16 protein-coding genes are annotated in these 25,641 nt (G+C 63.9%); 5 read left to right on the top strand and 11 right to left on the bottom strand.

Annotated features, from left to right (window positions below):
* Window positions 1-119: 119 nt before the first annotated feature.
* The 3 genes from NGJ21_RS07040 to NGJ21_RS07030 all read right to left on the bottom strand — a co-directional run bounded on the left by NGJ21_RS07040 (window position 120) and on the right by NGJ21_RS07030 (window position 6,173).
* Entirely contained in the window at window positions 120-2,531 is a 2,412-nt protein-coding gene (locus NGJ21_RS07040; protein ID WP_174142060.1) for a glucose/quinate/shikimate family membrane-bound PQQ-dependent dehydrogenase, read from the bottom strand.
* A gap of 28 nt (window positions 2,532-2,559) precedes the next feature.
* Window positions 2,560-3,906, bottom strand: a complete 1,347-nt coding sequence (locus NGJ21_RS07035; RefSeq protein WP_119688354.1) for a carbohydrate porin — start codon at window positions 3,904-3,906, stop codon at window positions 2,560-2,562.
* 215 nt (window positions 3,907-4,121) lie between these two features.
* Window positions 4,122-6,173 (bottom strand): TonB-dependent receptor, encoded by a 2,052-nt coding sequence (locus NGJ21_RS07030; RefSeq protein ID WP_251961972.1) that lies wholly within the window; start codon window positions 6,171-6,173, stop codon window positions 4,122-4,124.
* 169 nt (window positions 6,174-6,342) lie between these two features.
* Here NGJ21_RS07030 and NGJ21_RS07025 point away from each other — a divergent pair, with 169 nt between their 5' ends.
* Entirely contained in the window at window positions 6,343-6,564 is a 222-nt protein-coding gene (locus NGJ21_RS07025) for a VF530 family protein (protein ID WP_237860586.1), read from the top strand.
* Between the two features lies 1 nt (window position 6,565).
* Window positions 6,566-7,246, top strand: a complete 681-nt coding sequence (locus tag NGJ21_RS07020) for a Pr6Pr family membrane protein (protein WP_115273704.1) — start codon at window positions 6,566-6,568, stop codon at window positions 7,244-7,246.
* Window positions 7,247-7,255: 9 nt separating this feature from the next.
* Here the strand turns inward: NGJ21_RS07020 and NGJ21_RS07015 are convergent, their stop codons facing one another.
* From NGJ21_RS07015 to NGJ21_RS07005, 3 genes are all read right to left on the bottom strand, one after another.
* The gene (locus NGJ21_RS07015) at window positions 7,256-8,014 is read right to left on the bottom strand and encodes a siderophore-interacting protein (RefSeq protein ID WP_115273705.1); all 759 of its coding nucleotides are present in this window, start codon (window positions 8,012-8,014) and stop codon (window positions 7,256-7,258) included.
* Window positions 8,007-8,552, bottom strand: coding sequence for a PadR family transcriptional regulator (locus NGJ21_RS07010; protein WP_039603315.1), 546 nt, complete (start codon window positions 8,550-8,552; stop codon window positions 8,007-8,009). Before NGJ21_RS07010 ends, NGJ21_RS07015 begins: the two co-directional genes overlap by 8 nt.
* Window positions 8,553-8,641: 89 nt before the next feature.
* Window positions 8,642-11,779, bottom strand: coding sequence for a transglycosylase domain-containing protein (locus NGJ21_RS07005; protein ID WP_251961971.1), 3,138 nt, complete (start codon window positions 11,777-11,779; stop codon window positions 8,642-8,644).
* 393 nt (window positions 11,780-12,172) lie between these two features.
* Here NGJ21_RS07005 and NGJ21_RS07000 point away from each other — a divergent pair, with 393 nt between their 5' ends.
* The gene (locus NGJ21_RS07000) at window positions 12,173-13,591 is read left to right on the top strand and encodes an amino acid permease (RefSeq protein ID WP_115273707.1); all 1,419 of its coding nucleotides are present in this window, start codon (window positions 12,173-12,175) and stop codon (window positions 13,589-13,591) included.
* Between the two features lie 114 nt (window positions 13,592-13,705).
* On the opposite strand, the gene NGJ21_RS06995 is transcribed toward NGJ21_RS07000, so the two are convergent.
* Window positions 13,706-15,325 (bottom strand): FMN-binding glutamate synthase family protein, encoded by a 1,620-nt coding sequence (locus NGJ21_RS06995; protein WP_046787779.1) that lies wholly within the window; start codon window positions 15,323-15,325, stop codon window positions 13,706-13,708.
* A gap of 101 nt (window positions 15,326-15,426) precedes the next feature.
* The gene (locus NGJ21_RS06990; RefSeq protein WP_251961970.1) at window positions 15,427-19,701 is read right to left on the bottom strand and encodes a DEAD/DEAH box helicase; all 4,275 of its coding nucleotides are present in this window, start codon (window positions 19,699-19,701) and stop codon (window positions 15,427-15,429) included.
* Between the two features lie 116 nt (window positions 19,702-19,817).
* On the opposite strand from NGJ21_RS06990, the gene NGJ21_RS06985 reads away from it, so the two are divergent.
* Window positions 19,818-20,231, top strand: coding sequence for an NUDIX hydrolase (locus NGJ21_RS06985; RefSeq protein ID WP_115273710.1), 414 nt, complete (start codon window positions 19,818-19,820; stop codon window positions 20,229-20,231).
* On the opposite strand, the gene metR is transcribed toward NGJ21_RS06985, so the two are convergent.
* Window positions 20,215-21,132, bottom strand: a complete 918-nt coding sequence (gene metR / locus NGJ21_RS06980; RefSeq protein WP_251961969.1) for a transcriptional regulator MetR — start codon at window positions 21,130-21,132, stop codon at window positions 20,215-20,217. The genes NGJ21_RS06985 and metR overlap by 17 nt on opposite strands.
* Before the next feature lie 196 nt (window positions 21,133-21,328).
* Between metR and NGJ21_RS06975 the strand changes: the two genes are divergently transcribed.
* Complete coding sequence (locus NGJ21_RS06975; RefSeq protein ID WP_119688358.1) at window positions 21,329-22,324, top strand: alpha/beta fold hydrolase; 996 nt, start codon at window positions 21,329-21,331, stop codon at window positions 22,322-22,324.
* A gap of 30 nt (window positions 22,325-22,354) precedes the next feature.
* On the opposite strand, the gene aauR is transcribed toward NGJ21_RS06975, so the two are convergent.
* Window positions 22,355-23,683, bottom strand: coding sequence for a two-component response regulator AauR (gene aauR, locus NGJ21_RS06970; protein ID WP_046787775.1), 1,329 nt, complete (start codon window positions 23,681-23,683; stop codon window positions 22,355-22,357).
* Window positions 23,680-25,584, bottom strand: a complete 1,905-nt coding sequence (aauS, locus tag NGJ21_RS06965) for a two-component sensor histidine kinase AauS (protein ID WP_046787774.1) — start codon at window positions 25,582-25,584, stop codon at window positions 23,680-23,682. The genes aauR and aauS overlap by 4 nt, the downstream gene beginning before the upstream one ends.
* Window positions 25,585-25,641: the final 57 nt, after the last annotated feature.

The following is a 25,641-nucleotide window of genomic DNA, read 5'->3' as shown; positions in this document are numbered from 1 at the left end:
ATGGCTATGGTGCTTAGATGGGGCGCGGGGGAATGGGTTTCAAGCTTCAAGCTGCAAGCTTCAAGCCGCAAGAAAAAAGCGGGACCTCGCAGGCCCCGCTTTCGCTTGTAGCTTGCCGCTTAGTCGGCGAGTTTGTAAGCGATGATGTAATCGCCCATTTTGGTGCCCAGCGAACCGTGGCCGCCGGCGACGATCAGCACGTACTGCTTGCCGTCCTTGCCGGTGTAGGTCATCGGCGTGGCTTGGCCGCCCGCTGGCAGGCGGGCTTTCCACAGCTCCTTGCCATTGTTCACGTCATAAGCACGCAGGTACTGGTCCAGAGTGCCGCTGAGGAAGCCGACACCACCGGCAGTGACGATCGAGCCGCCCATGCTCGGCACGCCTACCGGCATACCGATCGGTATCGGCGTGCTGTCACGGGTGGTGCCGTTCTTGCGCTTCCACACCACTTTGTTGGTGAACAGGTCGATGGCCGCCACGTAACCCCAGGCCGGTGCCTGGCACGGCACGCCCAGCGGCGACATGAACGGGTGCATGATCACGGCGTAAGGCGCGCCGGTGTTGGGCTGCACGCCGCTGGTTTCGCTTTCGCGCTTGCTGCCGGCGGCAACCTGTTCGCGCGGCACCATCTTCGACACGAAGGCCATGTAGTTGGGCGAGGTGAACAGCAGTTGGCGCACCGGGTCGACCGAGACGCCGCCCCAGTTGAACACACCCACGTTGCCTGGGTAGACCAGCGAGCCTTGCTCGGACGGCGGGGTGTACTGGCCCTCATAGCGCAGTTCGCGGAACTGGATGCGGCACAGCATCTGGTCGAACGGTGTGGCACCCCACATGGCCTGTTCGGTCAGGTCCGGGCCGAGCAGATTGAGGTCGGAGCGGGCCTGGGTCGGTGCAGTGTGGTCACCCTTGACCGCACCTTGCGGTACCGGGATCTCGCGGATCGGCACGATGGGGGTACCGTCGCGGCGGTCGAGCACGTACAGGCTGCCCTGCTTGGTCGGTACGATGATCGCAGGCTTGACGCCTTCCTTGGTCTTCAGATGAACCAGGGTGGGCTGGCTGCCAACGTCCATGTCCCACAGGTCGTGGTGGGTGAACTGGTAGTTCCAGCGCGCCTTGCCGGTAGCAAGGTCCAGGGCGACCACGCCTGCGCTGTACTTCTCCGCACCCGGGGTACGGTTGGCGCCATACTGGTCGGGTGTCTGGTTGCCCAGCGGCAGGTAGACCATGCCCAGGTCTTCATCGACGCTGGCCAGCGACCACATGTTGGCCGAGTTGCGGCTGTAGGTCTTGCCAGGGGCCAGTGGCTGGGTATCTTCGGGGTTGTTGCTGTCCCAGTTCCAGACCAGGCGGCCATCGTGCACGTCATAGGCGCGGATCACGCCGGAAGGCTCGTTGGTCGACTCGTTGTCGGTGACATGGCCGCCGATGATCACCAGGCTGCGGGTGACCGCCACCGGCGAGGTGGAGTAATAACCGCCGGCGGTGAACGGGCCGATACCGGTGGTCAGGTCGATCGCGCCCTGGTTGGCGAAGCCTTCGCAGACCTTGCCGTTGTCGGCATTGATGGCGATCAGGCGGGCGTCGGCAGTCGGCAGGTAGAGGCGGCGCGGGCAGGCTTGGGCCACGGCTTGGCCTGCGTCGGAGACTTTCGGTGCCGGGCTGCCGTCGCGGCTGACGTAGTTGTTCTCGTCATAGTACGAAACGCCGCGGCAGGTCATGTGGGCGAAGCCCTTGAACGTACCCACCGGGGTCTTGATCTGCGGGTCGTAGCGCCAGATCTCGGCACCGGTGTCCGGGTCCAGGGCCAGCACCTTGCTGTGGGCGGTGCAGGCATAGAGCATGCCGTTGGCCTTCAGCGGGGTGTTTTCGTTGGTCAACTCGACCGGGTCGTTGTCCGTTGGCAGGTCACCGGTGCGGATGCGCCAGGCTTCTTCCAGGCGGTAGGCATTCTGCGGGGTGATCTGGCGCAGCGGCGAATAACGGTCACCATGCTCGGTGCGGCCATAGGCTTGCCAGTCGCCGTCGGGCATGGCCGGTGCGGCACTGCCCATTTCGCTGTTGTCGCGGCCCAGTTCGCCAAACACTTCGCCCGGGTGGGTGAACTGGCTGCCCAGCGCGCAAGCGCCAGAGGCGATCACGGCAATGCTGAGCAGGGCGGTATTGGCCTTGTTGCCCGGGCCGGTCAGCGGGCGGCGTGCCCAAGGCAGCAGCAGCACAACGCCGATGGCGAACCAGATGGCCAGGCGCGGTACCAGTTGCCACCAGTCCAGGCCCACTTCCAGCAGTGCCCATGCCGTGCTGCCCAGCAGCACCAGGCCGTACAGGCCCAGGGCAAGTCGGCGCTGAGCCAGCAGCAGTGCGCCCGAAGCGGCAAAGCCGATACCGGCGATCAGGTAATACAGCGACCCGCCGAGCTGGCTGAGCTTGATGCCGCCCGCCAGCAAGGCCAGGCCCATCAATAGCAGCAGTACGCCCATCAGGCGCGGTAGCCAGCGGCTTCCATTCTTGGCACCGTCAGTGCTCATCGTATGTTCTCCGTTAGGTGAAGGGTTGTCAGAAAGTGCTTTGGATCTTCAGGCCGCCGATCAGGGCGTCGTCCACCTGCGACACCCCGCCCGGATGGCGGATGTACTGCAGGTTCGGGCGCACCGTGAGCCAGTCGGCCAGGTGAATGCCGTAATAGAGTTCAGCGCTGTACTCGGTGTCCTGCACGGGCAGGAAACCCGGATTGTCGTAGTCGTCGAGGCCGGCCGCCTGGTTGGCCAGGCGGGCGTTCTTGCGGTAGGCGGGGTTGACGTGCACGCGGGCGAGGGCGAAACCGATGTCGTCCTTGGCGCGGGCATCGAAGGGGCCCTTGTATACCAGTCCTGCCTGCACATAGTTGTCGATGGCATTGGTCTTCTTGTCGTGCATTGTGGCGTTGGCGAACAGGCTCAGGCCGCGCGACTGGTCAGTGGCCAGCGAGGTAACCTGCTGCTGGGCGCCGATCCACAGGCCGTGCTTGCTCGAACTGCTACGGTAGGTGGCGCCACTGATGGCGGCCGGCTGGCCGTTGCTGTCCTTCAGAACATCCTGTGCCTTGGCATTACTGTAGTAGTACCCGGCGCGATATTCCCCTTTCAGGCCATTGACCCGCGGGCTCCACACCAGTTCGATCGGCATTACCGCACCCTGGGTACCGCTGCCGCTGAGTTTGAAACCGTTGCCGGATTCGAGGTTGGAGGGGTTCTGCTCGAACACCCCGACCTGAGCATAGAGGGCGTCGTTTATGTTGTAGCGCACACGTAGCGCCCACTGGCTGACCGGCCAGTTGTACCAGATGCCCCCGACCCAGTTGCCCACCTGCGAGCCGCAGAAGGCCAGGTTCTGGAAGTCGCAGGGGAAACTGTTGAAGTCCTCGCCTTCACCGAAGCGGCCGAATTTCACGTCCAGGGCGCCATCGAAGTATTTCTGCCTGATCCACATCTGGGTCAGCCGCCAGGTTTCACCTCGGCCCCAGACTTCCTGGGCCGAAGTGAAGCCGCCGACCCGCGGGTCGTTGATGCGGTCGTTGCTGATGTTGTCCCCGTGGCGTTCGGTGATGGTCAGCTGCAGTTCGGTGTCTTGCCAGCCCAGGATCTTTTCCAGGTCCAGGTGGCTGCCAAAGGTGAACTGGTCGCTGTAACGCGCGGTGCGGTCGTGGTCGTAACCGCCGTGTAGGTTGCTGCCCATCTCGCCGGTGTAGCCAAGGGTGAAGTCGTAGCCTTTTTCCAGCAGCTCGCTGCGGGTGCCGCCCCAGTCACCAAGCATCCACGGTGAGTCGCTGGCGAACATTTCACTGGCGCTGGTGGTGGACGAAAAACAGGCGGCCAAGGCAATCAGGGCGGTGCCGGTGTAGCGAATGTTGGGCAGTAAGAACATGAGATAGCGCTATCTTTTGATTGTCGAAAAAACGGCAAGCGCACCGATGAGCGAGCTCTTCGATGGAAATGGCGACAGGAAAGGTGAGTGAAGCGATTCAGCTTGCGGCGGGGAGGATATAGGGGAAGTTGTAAGAAAAAAAGACAAATTGTCGCAGTTGATTGTTACGCCCACGGTAACAGTGCGGGAATGGGGCGCACAGCGCCCCTTGAAGATCAGAAGGTCGTGCGCAGGCCTACTTCCACACTACGCCCCGGCGCCGGTGCGATATCGCGCAGAATCGAGCTGGCGTAACGCACGGTCTGATCCGTCAGGTTCTCACCGCGCACGAACGCCAGCCACTGGCTCTGGCCGATATCGAAGCGATAACCCACACTTGCTCCCAGGGTGGTGTAACCATCGGTGCTGGTCTCATTCGCCGGCTTGCGATGCTGCGACGCGGCATGCTGCACATCAACGCGTGCCTGCCAACGGTCCAGCTCCCAGACCAGTCCGCTGTTCAGCCGCAAAGGCGCAATGCGCGGCAGCGGCTCGCCACTGTCGAGGTTCTTGGCCCGGGTGTAGTCGCCCGAAAGCTCGAGGGCGAAACTGCCGTAGCGGTTCTCGACCAACTGCCAGCGATCCTGGGCCTCGATGCCGTAGAAACGCGCCCGCACGCCCTGGTACTGGTACTCAGGGAACCCGCCGTCGTCGTGATCGTGATCGTGGCCATGATCATCGTCGCCATGGTCGTGGTCATGGCCCTCTCGCATGTTGCCCGTGCCGATCAGGCCGATGTAGTTGCGAAAATGGCTGTAGAACACCCCGACGCTGCCCTTGTGGGTGCCATTGTCGAAGCGCAGGGCCAGGTCGGCGGAGATGGCTTTCTCCTTGTTCAGGCTGGCATCACCGACTTCATAAGCCCCGGTGGCGACGTGGGCGCCGTTGGCGTACAGCTCGTAGAAGGTCGGGGCACGTTCGGTGTAACCGACGTTGGCAGCGAGCGCCCAGACCGGGTCGAGTTGGTACACCGCCCCCGAAGACAGGCTCAAGGCATTGAAGCTGCTGGCGCTGTCGGCAGCGACGAAGTTTTCGTTGCCTTTGGCATCCGGGTCGACGCGGGTGTGTTCCAGGCGCGCACCCAGGCTCAGGTCGAGGCGCTCGGTGGCCTGCCATTGCTCAAGCATGAACAACGCCAGGCTATCGGTATCGGTGTGCGGCACGAAGGCTTCTTCACCCAGTGCCGAGAATTCATTGCGGCTAACCTGGGCGCCGATCACGCCTTCCAGCGGGCCGATCGGTTGGTGCCTGGCCTCGATACGCGCCTCATAGCCCTTGTTCTTGAAGGTGGTGTGCACTTCGCCTTCTTCGATTTCGCTGTGCTGGTAATCGGTGTAACCGGCATCGACCTTGACCGAGCTGAAGGGACCCTCGAGGTCACGCAGTTCGGAGGCGAAGCCGTAGTGATCCTGCTTCATGTCCAGGCGCACGCCGGACTCGGCCACCGAGCCGTAGTTACTGTCGTAGCGGCTGTAGGACAGGCCCGCATAGCCGTGATCCCAGTGGTAGGACCCGCCCACTGCGCCGCCATCCTGGCGCCCGTCGCTGTTTTCCAGGCGGTGCTTGCTGCCGGGCTCATCAGCGTCGCGCACCTTCGAGCTGCGGGCGTAGCCTGGGATGCGCAGGTCGTTGAACTGGCGGCTGTTGGCATCCAGGTGCAGGGCGAAGGTGCCGTCACCGGCTTCCAGCTTGCCGGCACCGCTGCGCGTGGTATCGGCACCGCCGTAACGCAGTTCGCCGGCACCGTGAATGCCCTCGATGGGCGCGTCGGGGATGCGGTTGTCGAAGGTATTGACCACCCCGCCGATGGCGTTGCCGCCGTAGAGCAAGGCGGCGGGGCCACGGACGATTTCGACGCGCTCGACGGTGACCGGGTCCAGTGGCACGGCATGGTCGTATGACAGCGCCGAGGCGTCGAGAGCGCCGACGCCGTTACGCAGGATGCGGATACGGTCACCGTCCAGGCCGCGAATCACCGGGCGGCTGGCGCCGGGGCCAAACCAGGTGGAGGCGACGCCAGGCTGTTTGTTGAGGGTTTCGCCCAGGCTGCCGTGCTGTTGCTGCAGCAGGTCGTCGCCTTCGAGCACGGTGCTGGGGGCAGCCAGCTCGCGGTTGCCCAGTGGGTTGGCGGTGATGACCTGGGGTTCGAGTTCCACGGCCTGGCTGGGTGATGAAGCGAGCCAGAGGGCGACGGCGAGGGGAGAGAGGCGTAGGGGAGAGTACAACATGGAAAGTGACGGTCCTCGGCAGAGTCTTTTATATTGTTACTGTATAACATCACTATTTCAGCACAGAGGTTTCAGCGTTTGCCAGCGGTTTTTGTATTGACGGTGCCGCGCCCCCTTCATCACTACACTCGTGTAATGTGCGCATCTTTTTATCCGCGGGAGTACTGGCATGAGCACGGCCAACCACAACGCGCTGCACGGCAAGACCCTCGAGCAGATCCTCACCGAGCTGGTGGCGCACTACCAATGGCAGGGCCTGGCCGAGCGCGTGGATGTGCGCTGCTTCAAGAGCAACCCGACCATCAAGTCGAGCCTGACCTTCCTGCGCAAGACGCCCTGGGCCCGGGAGAAAGTCGAGCAGCTGTACGTGAAACTGCAGCGCACCGCCTGAGATGCCGCGTCATCCCTGGCTGACCCTGGCCGCAGTGCTTGGCTGGCTGGGCCTGGCTGTGCAGGTGTACCTGGTGCTGCTGGCGCGCTGGCAGGAAGCGGCGAGCCTGATCGGCGGGCTGATCAATGTGTTCGGCTATTTCACGGTGTTGACCAATACCTTGGTGGCGACGGTGCTCAGCTATGCGGCGTTCGGCAGGGAATCAGGCGCCAAGCGCTTCTTCCTGTCGCCCTCGGTAAGTTCCGCCGTGGCCGCCAGCATCGTGCTGGTGGCGCTGGCCTACAGCGTGTTGCTGCGGCATCTGTGGCAACCCGAGGGGTGGCAATGGCTGGCGGACGAACTGCTGCACGACGTGATGCCGGCACTGTACATTGCGTACTGGTGGTTCGCCGTGCCCAAGGGGCATTTGCGGCTCTGGCACCTGGGGCCGTGGGCGCTGTACCCGGCGGTGTATTTCGGCTACGCACTGTGGCGGGGGAGTGAGATCGGGGTCTACCCGTATCCGTTCATCGACGTTGCAAGCCTTGGCTACGGGCAGGTCATGCTCAATGCCTTGGGCGTACTGGCGGGGTTCTGGGCAATTGCGCTGGTACTGCTTGGGCTCGATCGCTGGCGCGGGCGGCGGCTTGCTCGGCCTGTGCAGGCCCCTTCGCGGGTGAAACCGCGAAAGGACCGGGCCTGACGACGCACATCACTCGTCGTCCGCTGTCCCTTCTGCCCGCCAGTAGGCAGCCGCTTTGAGGGCATCTTCCGGCGCACCTTTCTCCAGCAGCAGCGCCTTGGCCTGCCGGGTCAGCGATTTCTCCAGTGCCACCCAGCTGTACAGCTTGCCCTCAGGCAAGTTCAACCCCTGCACCAGCGCCAGTAAATCCTCATCCCGCTTCACCCAGATGACTTCCACTTCAGCCTTGCTCGGCAGAGGTTGGCGCTCCTGCTCATCCTCGATCTGGATGACCGCCAGCACCCGCCGGCCTGCTGGCAGTTCTTCAAGGCGTCGCCCGATGGCCGGAATGGCTGTTTCGTCACCAATGAGCAGGTAGCTGTCGAAGATATCCGGGACCACCATCGAAGCCCGTGGCCCGGCAATGTTCAGCGTCTGCCCCGGTGCAGCCTGTGCAGCCCAGGTTGATGCAGGGCCATCGCCATGCAGGACGAAATCGATGTCCAGTTCATGATTGACCAGGTCGATGCGCCGCGGCGTGTATTCGCGCATGGTAGGCCGCGCGCCGCCGTCGCGGCCCATATTGCGGGCGTCGATGGCCTGTTGTTGTTCGGCGGTTTCGGCGAACAGCAGCTTGATGTGGTCGTCACTGCCCAGGCTGGTGAAGCCTTCCAGCTCGGCGCCTTTGAGGGTGATGCGGCGCATGCGTGGGGTGAGGTCGGTAACCCGCAGTACCTGCAGGCGGCGCTGGCGGATTTCGTGATTGACGCGGTGGATGGTGTCACTCATGGAGGTTCTCCGTGGCAGGGGCGGCCGGCCCGGCGGCGATGGCCTTGGCAGTGTCGTTGAGCAGGGTCCGGACCCGTTCGATTTCTTCCGCTGTCCAGCGGCCGCTGTGCATGTGCAGGGCATGGCGCAGGTTGCCGACCGCTTCGTGAATTTCTGGCGGGCGGTCGTGGCCACGCAGGGCGCGCTTGCTGACTTCAATGCGCATGCGCACGCCGTCCAGGGCCACGGCTTGATCAGCCAGGGCGGTGCGGCCGGCCTGGGTAATGGCGTAGAGGCGTTTGCTGCCTTGCACCTGGCCGCTGATCAGCTCTGCTTCCTCGAGAAAGTTGAGGGTGGGGTAGATAACCCCGGGGCTGGGCGTGTAGCTGCCATCGAACAAGTTCTCGATCTGGCGGATCAGGTCATAGCCGTGGCCAGGTTGCTCGGCCAGCAGCGACAGCATCAACAGCTTGAGGTCGCCGGGGGCGAATACCCTTGGACCGCGTTCACCCCGGCCGGGGCGGCGTTCGAAGGGGTCGTGGGCGGAATGTTCACGCATGGCAGCGAGGCTCCGTGTGTTTAGATATATCGCAAGATATTACTCAAGATATATCTAAATACAAGCGGTCAAATGCCGATGGTTATCATTTAAATTTTAGATGGGTCACTCGCAAGCATCGCAACCTGCGGCGGTTTGCACGCGTTCGGATTGCCAGGCTCAAGGTACGGCATGAGGATGGGCGCCATCCCCTTGAGCACCTGCACAGGCAGCGCCGAGGTGAACTTGAACGCCTCCGCGGAGCGCCCTGGCACGAAGGCGGTCAGCGTGCCGAAGTGGTTGTCGCCGAGGAAAAACACGAAGGTGGCGGTGCGGTTCAGCGAACGCGAGCCGATCAACCGGCCCCCGGCGCCGAAGCTTTCGATGCGGTTGTCGCCTGTACCGGTCTTGCCGCCCATCACCAGCGGGGTGCCGTCCTGCAGCTTGAAGCTGCCGGAAATACGCCGCGCCGTACCTGCGTCGACCACTTGCGACATGGCGCCTTTGAGTGCCCGGGCCACTTCCACCGGGAGAATTCGCTGGCCACGGTCGGGGTCGCTGTTCAGCCTGGTTTCGTAGGGCGTATCGGCGGCGAAGTGCAGCGTATCGATGCGCAGTGTGGGCAGGCGCACACCGTCGTTCTGAATGATGCCGACCAGCTCGGACAGAGCCGCAGGACGGTCGCCGGAGCTGCCGATGGCGGTGGCCAGTGACGGCACCAGGTGATCGAAGGGGTAACCCACGCTCTTCCAGCGCTGGTGAATATCGAGGAAGGCTTCGATTTCCACCATGGTGCGGATACGGCTGTCCCGGGCACCCTGATGGCGGCTCTTGAACAGCCAGCCATAGACTTCCTGACGCTCGAAGCGGCTGGCATTGACCATCTCGGTCAGCGAGGCGCTCGGGTTCCTCAGCAGGTAGCTGAGCAGCCACAGGTCCAGCGGGTGAACCTTGGCGATGTAGCCTTGGTCAGGCAGGTCATATTTGCCGGGGCCGTAGGCCTCGTACATCTCTGCCAGACGGCCATCGGTGAGCCTGTTCAGGGCGACCTTGTTTTCCTTGATGTGCGCGCGAACAAATGCATTGAAGGTTTCCTGGCCAGCCGCCGGGAACAGATAGCGGTGTACTGCGGCCAGGCGCTGCGGCGTGACGCGCATGCTGTCGAGGAACGTATCCAGGCGTTGCTGCGAGGTTTTGCGCTGGTACTTCCTCCAGAAGCGCATCAGGTAGCTGGTGCCTTCCTTGTCGGCAAAGCGTGCCAGGTATTCCTGGCGGCGCGGGTCCGAATCGTCCTTGAGCAGCGGCACGCGGTTGAATGGCTGCTGGTAGGTCACGTAGCGCACCAGGTCGCGCATCAGGCGAATGAAGGGCAGGTTGATCGACTCGCGCAGGGCTTCTTTGAGGGTCGGGTTGCGCCTGTTGTCCTCCTTGCGGAAGTTGTTGAACACGTGCATGCCGCCGCCGGTGAAGAACGCTTCGCCGGTGTTGGCCGAGTACTTGCGCTCCAGGGCTGCGTCGAGCATGGCATCCAGGCTCTGGTTCTTGCTGTTCAGCGCCAGCCATTCCAGTGACCATTGGGTGATGCGATCGAGCTCGGCGACCTCGACCTTCTTCAGCTCGGCGGCGGGCATGCCAGCATACTTGTCGTGCAGTTCGGCGATGATCTGCAGATAGGTGGTGAGCACCCGCAGCTTGGCCGTCGAGCCCAGTTCAAGCTTGCTGCCTTCGTTGATGTCGAAGGGCTGGTCGGTGCTGTCAGTCTGTACCCGCACCCGTGAGCCATCGACGGTGCGTTCGAACAAGGTGAAGCTGTAGCGCACCTGGTCGGTGGTCTTGCTGGTCAGCAGGCGCTCACCGATCAGGCCGATCTGCGCAGCGAATTCAGGGTCGGAGAGGTTCTTCAGGTACTGGCTGACCTGGAGCTGAAGGTCGGCCTGCAAGGTGCTCGTTGCCGAGAGGTCAAGGCGGTCCAGGTCATACAGCGGGCGGTTGAGCATGCCTGACAGGCGGTTGCGAGCCAGGCTGATGCCTTTGTTGGTGATGATCGGAACGATGGTCGGTTGTGCCACCCAGTCGCGGTACAGCGCCTTGCTGGCCAGCGCTGCGTCGGCCAGGGCGCGCTCGATGATGCCGTTGCCAGCGAGCACGCGGATGTGCGAATCAGTGAGTTCGGCCAGTTCGACGCGGCCCTTGGTCAGGTAATGCGAGGGGCGGCGCTGGGCGATCATCAACGACAGCACCTGACGCAATGCCAAGCCACGTGCGGCCATGCTTTCGGGGTCTGTCGCGGTCGAGGTGAGGGCCTGGTTGACCTGGTCGAAATCGGCGCCGTACCACACACGCAGGCCTTCGGCCATGCCATGCACTTCACCATGGCCGGGCACCGCCGACAGCGGCACGCTGTTGAGGTAGTCGCGCACGATGCGCTGGCGTGCCTCGGTGGTATCAGGCCCGCCCTGGTAGGCGCGCACGCTGGCGGAAATCATCTGGCGGATCTTCTCGGCACCGGAGACCGTCAGGCCGTCCGGTGAATGGCGGTATTTTTCCAGCTGCGTGGCCAGCGTGCTGCCACCGGCGGACTGGCCGGGCAAGGCCAGGTATTTGGCCACCTGGCTGTAGGCGGCCTTGGCGAAGCGCGGCCAGTCGACTGCCGGGTTGTTTTTCGGGTCCTTCGGGTCCAGCAGGTCGCGGTTTTCGATGAACAGCAGGCTGTTGACCATCACCGGTGGGATTGCGGCGAAGTTCGGATACAGGTATTGCGGGTAGTTGTACTGGTACAGCGTGTCGCCGCGGCAATCGATGATCGACAATCCGGCCTGGATTTTCTCGATGTAGGGCGCGAACAGGCCGTGGTCCACGTAGTTCATCAAGGCAGGCGAAAACCGTACCTGCTCGCTGATCAGGTAGTCGCGCTTGAGCAGGCGCGGCAGGAACTCGCCCAGCGCGCTATAGCCCAGACGTTTGTCGAACGGCCCCTCGCCGGGGTAGACGATGGCGTCACTGGGCCCCGGCTGCAGTGAATAGGTAAGGGTGCTGGCCAGCTTGCTGAACTCGCGGGACTGCAGGTCGGACGTACGGAACTCGTCATAGGCGGCAAAGCCGATGGCGGTGATCGCCACCAGCAGGATCAGCAGGATCAGCCGCCACCAAAGCCGACGCTGACGTGGGGACTTTGGCTGCGGCGTGTCGGCCAGAGGTGTTTCGGGTGCTTCCGTTCTGGATGGTTCCGATTGCCACAGTGCGCCCATAGTCTTCAATCCGGCCAGGTATTTTCGTCTTGCTTGTCTGAAGCTTAGACGTTGAAGGCAGTAGGTGAAAAATTTGTAGAAAGTGCAGAAACCCCATGTGGGATATGCGCCTTTGGTGTGGGTTTCTTCTTACAACCAAGTTGCTAGGGTAGTGGGGGTGAGCCAGGAGGCAGCGGTAGGTCTGCGGGTTTCTCTCCAAATTTTGAGTTATTTATAGTGAAAAGCCCTACAGCGAGCTTCCTATACTGCTCGGCCCCTTCGCCCTGCCGGGCCGCTCTACACCGGCACACGGGCCGGCCCACAAGGCCAGCCTGGCAAGCCAACGCCACGCCTATCGGCATGGCCGGCGCTGCACGAAGGTCAAATCCAATAACAAAATGAGGTTGTATTGCTATGCCCGTCGGCAACCACCCTGCCCATGGCGAGACCGCACAAGGCGGCCCGCTCAAGCGTGAACTGGGCGAACGGCACATCCGTCTGATGGCGCTGGGCGCCTGTATCGGCGTCGGTCTTTTCCTCGGTTCGGCCAAAGCCATTGAGATGGCCGGCCCCGCGATCATGCTTTCCTACATCATCGGTGGCCTGGCGATCCTGGTGATCATGCGTGCCCTCGGCGAGATGGCCGTGCACAACCCTGTCGCCGGTTCGTTCAGCCGCTATGCCCAGGACTACCTTGGCCCGTTGGCGGGCTTTCTGACCGGTTGGAACTACTGGTTCCTGTGGCTGGTGACCTGCGTCGCGGAAATCACCGCCGTGGCCATCTACATGGGCATCTGGTTCCCGGACGTGCCACGCTGGATCTGGGCCCTGGCGGCGCTGGGCAGCATGGGCGCGGTGAACCTGATCGCGGTCAAGGCTTTCGGCGAGTTCGAATTCTGGTTTGCCTTGATCAAGATCGTCACCATCATCGCCATGGTCCTGGGCGGCATCGGCATCATCGCCTTCGGCCTGGGCAACGACGGTGTGGCAGTCGGTATCTCCAACCTGTGGAGCAATGGCGGGTTCATGCCCAATGGCGTGACCGGTGTGCTGATGTCGCTGCAGATGGTGATGTTCGCCTACCTGGGCGTGGAAATGATCGGCCTGACTGCCGGCGAAGCCCGCAACCCGCAAAAAACCATCCCGCAGGCCATTGGCTCGGTGTTCTGGCGCATTCTGCTGTTCTACGTCGGTGCCTTGTTCGTGATCCTGTCGATCTACCCGTGGAATGAAATCGGCAGCCAGGGCAGCCCGTTCGTCATGACCTTCGAGCGCCTGGGTATCAAGACAGCAGCCGGCATCATCAATTTCGTGGTGATCACTGCCGCGCTGTCGTCCTGCAACGGCGGTATCTTCAGCACCGGGCGCATGCTCTACAGCCTGGCGCAAAATGGCCAGGCGCCAGCCGTCTTTGCCCGTACTTCGAAAAACGGCGTGCCACGTAACGCGCTGCTGCTGTCCATCGGTGCCTTGCTGCTGGGGGTGCTGGCCAACTACCTGGTGCCAGAGAAGGTGTTCGTCTGGGTGACGTCGATCGCCACCTTCGGCGCGATCTGGACCTGGGTGATGATCCTGCTGGCGCAGCTCAAGTTCCGCGCCGGGCTGTCGGCCGCCGAGCGCAAGGGCTTGAAGTACCGCATGTGGCTGTGGCCGCTCAGTTCCTACCTGGCGCTGGGCTTCCTGGTGCTGGTGGTTGGCTTGATGGCGTACTTCGAGGATACCCGTGTGGCGCTGTACATTGGCCCGGCGTTCCTGGTGCTGCTGACGGTGCTGTACTACGCGTTCCGCCTGGCGCCGAAAGAACTACAGGGTGTAGCCGGTAACGCTTCCTGATGTGAGATAGCCGGGGCCGCTTTGCGGCCCTTTCGCGACACAACAGCAGATAGCGTATCCCGGTAGGAGCGGCCTTGTGTCGCGAAAGGGCTGCGCAGCAGCCCCAGGGGTCTATCAGGCCGCCACCTCACTGTGCGGCTCGAAGCTGTCCGCCCGCGCCAGCTGCCACATCCGCGAATAGAACTGCCCGTCCACCTCGCCAGTCAGCAACTCCCCCGGCTTCAAGAACACATGCATCTGCGAGAACAGCTTGATTTCGGTAGCCGACACGCGCCGCACCAAGTGCTTGGCTTCCAGTTGCGCGGGGTGTTCCAGGCCGGCCGCTGCGAGCATTTCTGCCAGGGCGCGCAAGGTGTTGTGGTGGAAGTTCACGACCCGCTGGGCTTTGTCCGGGACCACCAGCGCACGCTGGCGCAACGGGTCTTGTGTGGCCACGCCCGTGGGGCATTTGTTGGTATGGCAACTCTGCGACTGGATGCAGCCGATGGCGAACATGAAGCCGCGAGCAGAGTTGGCCCAGTCGGCACCGATGGCCAGCACGCTGGCGATGTCGAAGGCGCTGACGATCTTGCCGCTGGCGCCAAGCTTGATCTTGTCGCGCAGGTTCAGGCCGACCAGGGTGTTGTGCACGAACAGCAGCCCTTCGCGCAGCGGCACACCGATATGGTCGGTGAACTCCACCGGTGCGGCACCGGTACCACCTTCCTTGCCATCGACCACGATGAAGTCGGGCAGGATGCCTGTTTCCAGCATGGCCTTGGCGATGCCCATGAATTCCCACGGGTGGCCCAGGCAGAACTTGAAGCCCACCGGCTTGCCGCCGGACAGCTCACGGAGACGGGCGATGAACTGCATCATCTCGATGGGTGTGGAGAACGCGCTGTGGCGGGATGGCGAGATGCAGTCCTCACCCATGAGAATGCCGCGGGTCTCGGCGATTTCCCGGGTGACCTTGTGCTTGGGCAGGATGCCGCCGTGGCCGGGCTTGGCGCCCTGGCTCATCTTGATCTCGATCATCCGCACCTGCGGGCTGCGCGCCTGGGCGGCAAAACGCTCGGGGTCGAAGCGCCCGTCCGCTGTGCGGCAGCCGAAGTAGCCGCTGCCCAGTTCCCACACCAGGTCGCCGCCGTGTTCGCGGTGGTAGGGGCTGATGCTGCCTTCGCCGGTGTCATGGTGGAAGTTGCCCAGCTTGGCCCCTTGGTTGAGCGCGCGGATGGCATTGGCACTCAGCGAGCCAAAGCTCATGGCGGAAATGTTGAAGATCGATGCCGAATAGGGCTGGCTGCACTGCGGTCCGCCAATGATGATCCGGAAGCTTGAGGGGTCGGCCAGCGGGGCCGGGCGCATGGAGTGGCCGATGAACTCGAAGCCAGACTCGTACACGTCGATCAGCGTACCGAAGGGCTTGTCCGACGCTTCGTTCTTGGCCCGCGCGTACACCAGCGAGCGCTGGGCGCGGGAGAAGGGCAGGGCATCGCTGTCGGCTTCCAGCAGGTACTGGCGGATCTCCGGGCGAATGCCCTCGACCAGGTAGCGGATGTTGCCCAGTATCGGGTAGTTGCGGCGTACCGCGTGGCGTTGCTGCAGCAGGTCGAACAAACCGATCAGGCTGAGCACGGCCGTAATCAGGGTGAACGGCCACAGCCATTCATGGTTCAGGAACGGCAGGCTCGCCACGGTGAACAGAACACAGGCGGCAAACACGGCATAGCGACTGAGAAGTGACAGGCTCATACGGGGTCCTTACGATGGCGCGGTCAGGCTCAGGGCCTGGGGCAAACCCCGACCATAGCCCGGTTGCGCAGCGCTGAACATGAAAATCGGGGTATCGAAAATCATTCGCGCAGCAGTTTCTGCCGCCACCGTTGCTGCTCTTCATTCGTCGCTTGCACCAGGTAGGCGTAGCGGTTGGCAACTCGCACTGCCACCGGCACGCCATCGCGGTACAACACACGATTGCCACCGGCCGCCGGCACCTTCGCTCCGGGCAGCAGCGACCCGATCAGGTTCAGTGGGTCACTGGCACTGACCACCACCAGCGCGCCCTCCATCTCGCGCCGGCGTACCTGGCGCAGCAGCCCGACCGCTTCGGGCAGGGCGAACTGCTCCCCGGCCAAGCCGGCGATGAAGCGCCCGCCGCGAATCTCGCCGCGCGCCTCAAGCCGGTGGCAGCAGCGCAGCAGCTCACGCCAGGGTGGCAGCACATCACTCTCGCGCTCCAGCAGCCGCCAGCAGATCACGCCATAGCGTCTTAACAGGGTGCGGGCGAGGTGTTCCAACCGTTGCCCGTCGTCCACTTCGGCATTGCCCCTGCGTAACAGCGCCCAGCGCCCGGCGTGCGCCATGCTGGTGGAAATCGGCGCATGGCCGCGCCGGCTGTTGCGCGATGAGCGTTTCGCCGCCGGGGTGATAAGGCTACGCAGCCCGGTAAAGCTGTCGGCACTTGCAAGGCCAGAACCGACCAATTCCTGTAACGCCGTTTCCAGCTCGCTGGGCAACAAGTGGGCTTGCTGGGTCAGTTCGTCGAAGAACAGAGCGCCATGCGCCTGCAATACCTGATGCACACGTTGCGCACGCGGGCTTAGCTCGTCCAGAGCCGGCGCAGGTACAAGGCTGCGCCACAAGCCCAGGTGTTGACGTGGCAACAGCACCAGCGGCGTACTCGCCAGCGTACTGCTCGACACTTTGCCCGCCAGGCGGCTCCAGGCGAACTGCCCGCTACGGCACGCCTCGTCGAGCCAGTGAATGCTGTAGTCCTTGATCCGTGCCGGCAGCAGCTCTGCCTCCCAGGCGCCGGCCGCGGCTGGGAAACCCTGCAACTGCTCAAGCACCTCGGCCACAGCGTGCGGCCCACGCAATTTTTCGTCGGCCGCAAGGTGCTGCCAGTCAAACACAAAGCGCATGAAGTCCTGCAGGCTTACCGGCTCGATCTCCCGGCGCAGGCGTTTGACTGTGTAGCGATGGATACGCGCCAACAGGTGGCGTTCGCACCATTGCCGTTGCACCTCACCTGGGCTGAACTGGCCGCGCAGTACGTAGCCCTCTGCTTCCAGGCGGGCCAGTGCCTGTTCGATGGCTGCCTGCGGCTTGCCCAGTGGTGCCGCGATCTGCGCCAGGGTCAGCGGGCCGTGGCCGCTCAGGCGGGCGCGCAGCAGCTCGCTCAGTGCACTGTCCGGGTCCAGGGCCTGGTCGAAGCCGGGGAGCACGTGGAGGGCGGGCTCCAGACGTGCATCCGGATACAGCGCTTGGAGCAGGCTCAGGCGCTCGCGGGCCAGCCACAGGTGTTCGTCGGGCAAGCGTAACGCCCGGCCCGCCTTGGCCAGTTGCCTGAGCAGCAAGCCCCAGGTCGGGTTGGCCTGGACTTCGTGCTGGCTGATGGCGCCCAGGGTCATCAAGGCTTCGTGCATTTCGTCGGCGCTGCCGGGTTGCGGCCAGGCCTCTGCCTGGACAGCGCTGATGGCATCGGCGTCCAGCGCGCCCAGGTCGTCGCCACTGTGCACCTCGTTCCAGCGTCGGTTGAGTACCGCCTGGGTTCGGCGCTCCTCCAGCGGTGCATCATCAAGGAACGCATATGGCCTGGCGTTGAGGATGGCCGAGGCCAGCGGCGAGGGGGCCGGCAGGTCGCGGCTCAGCAAGCGCACCTGGCCGCTTTCCATGCGCCTCAACAGTGCCATCCAGCCCTCGCTGTCCATGGCTTCGTGCAGGCAGTCGTCGAGGGTCTGCTCGATCAGCGGGTGATCCGGGATTTGCCGTTCACCGACGATGTTTTCCAGGCAGGCGATCTGGTCGGGGAACACGGCGGCAATCAGGTCTTCGCTTTTCATTCGCTGGATCTGCGGCGCCACCTTGCGTCCGCCGACGTAGCGCGGCAAGGCCATTGCCACTGCCGCGTTCCAACGCCAGCGCACCCCGAACAAGGGCGCATCGAGCAGGGCCTGGATGAGAATGTGCTCGGCGTTGCGGCTGGACAGGTAGCGCCAGACTTCGTCCAGCTCGAAACTGTGGCTGGTCGACAGTGACAGTACGATGGCGTCCTCGCTGGCTGCCGCCTGCAATTCGAAATTGAACGTGCGGCAGAAGCGTTTGCGCAGCGCCAGGCCCCAGGCGCGGTTGATGCGGCTGCCGTAGGGCGAATGGATGATCAACTGGGTGCCACCGGACTCGTCGAAGAAGCGCTCCATCACCAGCGTGTGTTGCGAGGGCAGGGCGCCCAGCACTTCACGGGTACGCCCCAGGTAATCGAGCAGTTGGCTGGCGCAGGCCTCGTCCAGTGCATAAGTACTTTGCAGCCATGACAGCACTGGGGCGAAAGCGCCGTTACTCAGCCCCAGTTGCTCATCGATACGTGCCTGCAGGCGGGCAACGGCGGCGGACAATTCGTCACTGCGTCCCGGCGCCTCTCCTAGCCAGAACGGAATGGTCGGCGGCAGGCCGTGGGCGTCTTCGACCCTGACCCGGCCGGGTTCCACCCGCAGGATCCGATAGGACGCATTGCCCAACTGAAAGATGTCGCCAGCAATGCTCTCCACGGCAAAGTCTTCGTTGACGCTGCCGATGTTCAGCGCCTGCGGCTCCAGCAGCACAGCGTAGTCGGCGGTTTCGGGGATGGTGCCGCCGCTGGTGAGCGCGGTCAGCTGGCTACCGCGGCGCCCGCGCAAGGTGCCGCTCACCGCGTCGCGGTGCAGGTAGGCGCTGCGAATGCCTTGGCGTCCGTTGTAGCCTTCGGCGAGCATGCTTAGCAGCGCTTGGTAATGCTTGGTGTCCAGCTCGGTGTAGGGCGTTGCCTTGCGCAGGCAGTCGAACAATGCCTGTTCCTGCCACGGCTGGTTGCTGGTTTCGGCGACGATCTGCTGGGCCAGTACGTCCAGTGGCGCATGGGGTATGTGCAACTGCTCGAGCTCGCCCTGTTGCACACAGTCGAGCAGGGCCGTGCACTCGATCAGGTCATCCCGCGAGGTGGCGAACAGGCGCCCTTTGGGGATGCCTTCGACCTGGTGCCCGGAGCGGCCGACCCGCTGCAAGAACGCGGCGATGGAGCCTGGCGAGGCGATCTGGCAAACCAGGTCGACATCACCGATATCGATACCCAGCTCCAGGGAAGCCGTGGCGACCAGCACCTGCAACTGGCCGTTTTTCAGGCGCTGCTCCGCATCCAGGCGCAGCTCCTTGGCCAGGCTGCCGTGGTGTGCGGCCACGGCCTCTTTGCCAAGGCGGTCGCTGAGGTGGCGGGTGAGGCGTTCGGCCAGGCGCCGAGTGTTGACGAATACCAACGTGGTGCGGTGTTCACGGGCCAGAGCTGCCAGGCGATCGTAGACCAGGTTCCACACATCCGTGGCCATGACCGCGCCCAAGGGCACGGGGGGCACTTCAAGGGCAAGGTCGCGCTGGCGGGCGTGGCCGATATCGACGATTGCGCAAGGTCGTTGGTGGCCGGCCAGGAACGCGGCCACGCGCTCCACCGGGCGCTGGGTGGCAGACAACCCGATGCGCCGCAGCCCCCGCCCGGTGAGCGCTTGGAGGCGCTCCAGCGTCAGTGCCAAGTGAGCGCCGCGCTTGTTGCCGGCCAAGGCGTGAATCTCATCGACGATCACCGTGTGCACGCCGCTCAAGCCAGCGCGGCCCGAGGCAGAGCCCATCAGCACGTAGAGCGACTCAGGCGTGGTCACGAGGATGTGCGGGGCCAGTTTGCGCATGGCCGCGCGTTCTTTTTGCGGTGTGTCGCCGGTGCGTACGGCAGTGGTGATGCGCGGCGGCGTCAGCCCCTGGTCTAGCAGTGCCTGGCTGATGCCTTCGAGCGGCGCCTGCAGGTTCAGGCGAATGTCATTGGACAGTGCCTTGAGCGGCGAAACGTACACTACCTGGGTTTGCGCGGGCAGTTCGCCGTTGTGTTCAAGGCCCTCACGGAACAGCTCGTCGAGCACCGCGAGAAAGGCGCTCAAGGTTTTGCCCGAGCCGGTCGGCGCGGCCAGCAGCATCGATTGGCGGGCGTGAATCAACGGCCAGGCGCGGGCCTGGGCGTCGGTGACCGTGGCGAAATGGCGACGGAACCAGGTGCCGATGGCGGGGAGGAACAGCTCAAGCACCGGGTGCTGTTGGGCAGGCAGGTTCATGAGAAGGTTATGGAGGGTCGCTGGCAGATTGGCAAGGGACCGTTCGTCTGTGAAGCCGGCTTGCCGGCGACAGGGCTCCATGGGATCCTCACGGGCTTTTCTGAGTGAGCCTGACCATGCCCAATGTTATCCGCATCGCCGCTGCCCTGTTGATCGACCCACTGGGTCGAACCCTGCTGGTACGCAAACGTGGTACTCAGGCGTTCATGCAGCCTGGGGGCAAGATCGATGCGGGTGAAACGCCGCTGGACGCACTGGTGCGCGAACTGCATGAGGAATTAGGGTTGCGCATTGACCCTGCTCGGGCCATCCCGCTGGGCCGTTTCAGCGCACCGGCCGCCAACGAGCCCGGCTTTGAGGTGCAGGCCGAGCTGTTCCGGGTCGACAGCGCCGAGGCCGTGGTCCCGGCGGCGGAAATCGAGGAAGTGATCTGGCTGGCCGCTGACCAGGCACCGATGCCTGAGCTGGCGCCGCTGACCCGCGACCTGATACTGCCGCTCTACCGCAAGGCCCTCAGCGTACCGCGCTGACCCCATCGAGCGTGGCGAACGAGGTGTCCTTGGCGGTGAGCAGGAAGTCGCGCATGTAGGGAGCGTCGAGCATGTCGGTGCGTACTCCCGCATAGAGTGTGGCGAACAGGCCTTTCTCGCCCAGGCGCTTGCCCTTCACATACCCGCGCGAACTGTACTCATGCAGCGCCCAGTGCGGCATGCCACACACTCCGCGGCCGCTGGCCACCAGTTGCATCATCATCACCGTCAGCTCCGAGGTGCGTACGCCCGCCGGCTCGATGTCGGCTGGTTCCAGGAAGCGGGTGAAGATGTCCAGCCGGTCGCGCTCCACCGGGTAGGTGATCAGCGTCTGGTCGAGCAGGTCCTGGGGCACGATGTAAGGCTTGCTGGCCAGCGGGTGCTGGTTGGCCACGGCGAGCATGGCTTCATAGGTGAACAGCGGCACGTAAGTGATGCCGGCAAGGTCCAGTGGGTCGGAGGTCACTACCAGGTCCAGGTCGCCACGGGCGAGGGCGGGCAGCGGCGCGAATGCGAAGCCCGAAGCCAGGTCCAGCTCCACTTCCGGCCAAGCATCACGGAACTGGTCGATGGTGGGCATCAGCCATTGGAAGCAGCTGTGGCATTCGATGGCCATGTGCAGGCGCCCGGCAGTACCCCCGGCCAGGCGGGCGATGTCACGTTCCGCACCACGCAGCAGCGGCAGGGTGGCATCTGCCAGTTGCAGCAAGCGCAGGCCGGCGCTGGTGAAGCGGATAGGTTTGGTCTTGCGTGCGAACAGCGGCAGGCCCAGGCGTTCTTCAAGCTCCTTGAACTGATGCGACAGCGCCGACTGGGTCAGGTGCAGACGCTCGGCAGCCTCCACCAGGCTATCGGCCTCGCGCAGGGCATGAAGGGTTTTCAGGTGGCGGATCTCCAGCACGGCTGACTCCGAGAGCATAATTTGAGTGAACAGAGAATGAGTTGAGTTTCCCTCATGTTGGTCCCGCTGTCGACTGGACCTTGCGCCGCACCACTGGGCGGGCTTCATCAAACTGTCACGGAACTGTGGCAGCGCGCCCGAACGATTTTCATCAGACTCGCGCTCTACTGGGGATCTGCATTCTGGTGTTTCTTTCATGCGGGCTTTTTTGCTTTTTTTCTTGTTCCTTGTCAGCGTGCCGGCGAGCTTCGCCGATCAGCGTTGTGACACTCAAGTACCGGTCCAACGGGCCGAAGCAGGCGATCTGAGCCTGGTTTACCAAAGTGTCGGCGCGCCACGGGACCCGGCTTTGCTGCTGGTCATGGGCTTGGGTGGGCAACTGATCCACTGGCCGGATGATGTGGTCGAGGCCTTGTGTCGACAAGGCTTTCGGGTCATTCGCTACGACAACCGTGACGTTGGCCTGTCGCGCTGGAACCAACAGCCTCCCTCGGCCAATCTCACGGTCGAGCTGTTGCGCTACAAGTTCGGCCTGCCGGTTGCCGCGCCCTATACGCTGACCGACATGGCGGGTGACGGGCTGCGCCTGATGGACACATTGGGGATTGGTCAATTCCATGTTCTGGGTGTCAGCATGGGTGGGATGATCGCCCAGCACATGGCTGCAATGGCGCCGGAGCGGGTGCGCAGCCTGACACTGGTCATGTCCAGTTCTGGCGCTGCAGGCCTGCCGGCGCCAGCCCCAGCGCTGGTGCAGTTGCTGGCCCGGCGCAGTGCGCCGACTCGGGAAGTGGCCATCGAGCAGCAGGCCGACCTGCTGGCGGCGTTGGGCAGCCCCCAGGTGCATGATGACCGGGCCGCTTTGGTACAGCAGGCCGCGCAGGCCTATGACCGGGCGTTCAACCCTGAAGGTGCCAAGCGTCAGATCATGGCGATCCTGGCCGAGCCAAGCCGGGTAGCGCTGCTCAACCAGCTGCGCGTACCGACATTGGTGGTGCATGGGACGGCTGACCCTTTGTTGCCGGTGATGCATGGGGTGCACCTGGCGGCGCATATCCGCGGTAGCCAGCTGCGGCTGATCCCGGGGTTGGCACATCGGTTCCAGGAGCCCTTCAAGGCACCGTTGCTGGGGGCCGTGCTGCCTTACCTGCAGTCACATCGCGAGGACGTGACACATATTGCCGGGTTATGAAAGTGGCGTAGGCCTTCCTCTCGCAGACGTTCAGCCCAGCCCGTACTTTTTCACTTTGTCGAACAGCGTGGTCTTGGCCATGCCCAGCTCCTGGCTGGCCTGGCTGAGGTTGCCGCCGGTGCGTTGCAGGGCATCGCTGAGCAGATTGCGCTCGAACGCCTCTACCGCTTCGGCAAAGCCCAACCCTTGGCTGGCGCCACCGCTCGGGCCTTTCTTGAACGCTGGCAGGCCCAGGGCATAGCGCTCGGCAACGTTGCGCAGTTCCCGCACATTGCCGGGCCAGTCATGGGCCATCAGGCGCGACAGGGTCTGGCTGTCCAGTGTCGGCATGTCCCGGTCGAAGCGCAGCGCCGACTGCTGCAGGAAGTGTTCGAACAGTTGCAGGATATCTTCACGGCGCTCGCGCAGTGGCGGCAACTCCAGGGTTACCACGTTGAGGCGGTAGTACAGGTCGCTGCGGAACTGCCCACTCTGGCCGAGCTGGTCGAGGTCGGCCTTGGTTGCGGCGATCACCCGGCAGTCCACCGCAATGCTCTGGTTCGAGCCCAGGCGCTCCAGGGTGCGCTCCTGCAGTACCCGCAGCAGTTTGATCTGCAGGTTGATCGGCATGCTCTCGACTTCATCGAGGAACAAGGTACCGCCATTGGCGTGCTCGATCTTGCCGATACGGCGCTTGCCTGCGCCGGTGAAAGCGTTGGCCTCGTGGCCAAAGATTTCGCTCTCGAACAGGTTTTCCGGCAGGCCGCCACAATTGAGCGCCACAAACGGTTGGTTCTGGCGCCGGCTGAAATCGTGCAGGCAACGGGCGACCAGCTCTTTGCCGGTACCGGTCTCGCCTTCGATCAGCACGTTGGCCGAGGTGTCGGCAACGTTAGCGATCAGCTCACGCAATTGCTCCATGGCGGGCGAGCGGCCGATGATGCGGCCTTCCAGGCTGCTCTGTTCGGCCAGTTGGCGGCGCAGGGCCAGCACTTCGCGCGATAGCCCGCGCTGTTCGAGCGCGCGGCGCACCACGTCGACCAGGCGTTCCGGCGAAAAGGGCTTCTCCATGAAGTCGTAGGCACCATTGCGCATGGCGCCGACGGCCATGTCGATATCGCCATGGCCGGTGATCAGTACCACCGGCAGGCTGCGGTCGCGCGCCTTGAGGCGGTTGAGCAGTTCCAGGCCGTCGATGCCCGGCAGGCGGATGTCACTGACGACGATGCCGGCGAAGTCATCACCGATCCGTTCCAGCGCCTGTTCGGCGCTACCGACACCCTCGCAGGCGATGTCTTCCAGGGCCAGCGCCTGCTGGCAGCCGAGCAGCACATGCGGGTCGTCTTCAACGATCAGGACGGTAAGAGGCGCTTGGTTCATGGGAGCTCTGCCGATTCATTAGGGGGGGACACCAGCGGCAGGGCGAGAACGAAGGCCGTTCCGCCACTGACAGGGTGCTCGACGTTGAGGCTGCCCTTGGCGGCGGCGGCAAGGCTCGCCGACAGGGTCAGGCCCAGGCCCAGGCCGTGTTCGCCCGGTTTGGTGGTGAAGAAGGGTTCGAACAGGTGCTTGCGCGCCTCGTCATCGATGCCGTGGCCATTGTCGCGTACCCGCAGGCGGTACTTGTCGCCTTGCAACTCGCCTTCCAGCCAAAGCTCAGGTGCCGGCTGGGCAGCCATGGCGTCCAGGGCATTGCCGATCAGGTTGACCAGAATCTGCTCCAGGCGGGTCTGGTCAATGGCCAGTTGCAGGTCGTCGAACTGGCTGTGCAGCTTCAGGTGGCAGCCACTGATGCGACTGGCCAGCACCTGCAAGGTGGCCTCCACGGCCTTGGCCAGCGATGCCTGGCCGCGGTCGTCACCACGCCGGGCGAACGAACGCAGGCTGGCGGTGATGCGGCCCATGCGGTCGATCAGTTCGTTCATGGTGCGCAGGTTGGTACTGGCGGTGTCCAGCGCGCCGCGTTCGAGAAAGCGCACGGTGTTGCCGGACAGTGTCCGCAGCGCCGCCAGCGGCTGGTTGAGCTCGTGGGCGATGCTGGTGGACATCTGCCCGATGGCTGCCAATTTGCCGGCCTGAACCAGTTCGTCCTGGGCGTGGCGCAGGGTTTGCTCGGCGTGACGGCGTTCACGGATCTGCCCCTTGAGCCTTTCGTTGCTGGCGCGCAGGTCGGCGGTGCGCTCGGCAATGCGCCGCTCCAGCTGGCTGTTGGCTTCTTCGAGCGCTTCGCGTGCAGCCAGGCGGGTGGCGATCACCTTGCGCCGCTCGTTCCAGGCGATACCCAGGATCGCCAGCAGGGCGAACGCCACGCCTACCAGAATGCCTTGCACCATCGATTCGCGGCGCAGGTCCTGCAGGGGAGTGAGCAGGGTGAAATGCCAAGGGGTATCCACCAGGCGCCGGGTTTGCGCCAGGTAGGCCACCTCCTGCGCTTTGCCGTGGGCGGTTTCACTGTTGGCCGGGAAGGTCAGCTTCTCTACGCCATCGGCCAGCGTCTCGCGGGCCAGCGGCTGCAGCTCGTTCAGCGGCCACCAGTAATATTGCAGGCTGCGCGCCAGGCGCTCCTTGATCTGCGGGGTCATGGGGCGCACCGACTTCAGGCGCCGCGCCGGGTCGCTGGAGAGGATGATGATGCCGTTTTCGTCGCTGACGAACGCTTCCAGGCGGGCGCGTTGCCAGCGTTCTTCCAAGGTGTCCAGGCGCACCTTGATCACCGCCACGCCGATGATCTTGCCGTGTTCTTCCAGGCCATGGGCCAGGTAATAGCCGGCCTCGCCGGTGGTGCTGCCAATGCCGTAGAAACGGCCCGGCTCGCCGCGCACGGCGGTCTGGAAATAGGCGCGGAAGGACAGGTCTTCACCGAGGAACGAGTCGGCATCGCGCCAGTTGCTGGTGGCCTGTACCCGGCCATTGGTATCGAGCACGAAGATAGCCCGGCTGCGGCTGCGGCGGTTGAGGCCTTCGAGGTATTCGTTGACGGCCTGGCGTGAGCCGCCGTCTGGGTCGGTGAGCAGGTGCGAGACGCTGTCTTCCAGCTCCAGCAGGCTCGGCAGGTAGGTGTACTTGCTGATTTCGCTCTCGACCGTACGCGCGTGCAACTCCAGCTGGCGCTCGCCATTTTCACTCAGGGCGCGTATGCCATTGCTTTCGCTGATCAGGTAGCCAGCCAGGCCCAGCCCGACCATCAGCAGGATGATCAGGGGCGGCAGCAGCAATTGGCGGATCAGGCGGGATTTCACGGCAGGCTTGGCAGGGAGAAGTAGCGAGGGGTCGCATTTCATCACAGTGGCCTTGTCACGACCAGCATCCGCTGCCCGGTGGGGCCCGGGGCAGCAGAT

The organism is Pseudomonas sp. Marseille-Q5299, from assembly GCF_943737035.1.
Lineage (GTDB): Bacteria > Pseudomonadota > Gammaproteobacteria > Pseudomonadales > Pseudomonadaceae > Aquipseudomonas > Aquipseudomonas putida_E.
The sequence above is the reverse complement of the archived record's forward strand: the minus strand, read 5'-3'. Positions and strand labels throughout refer to the sequence as shown.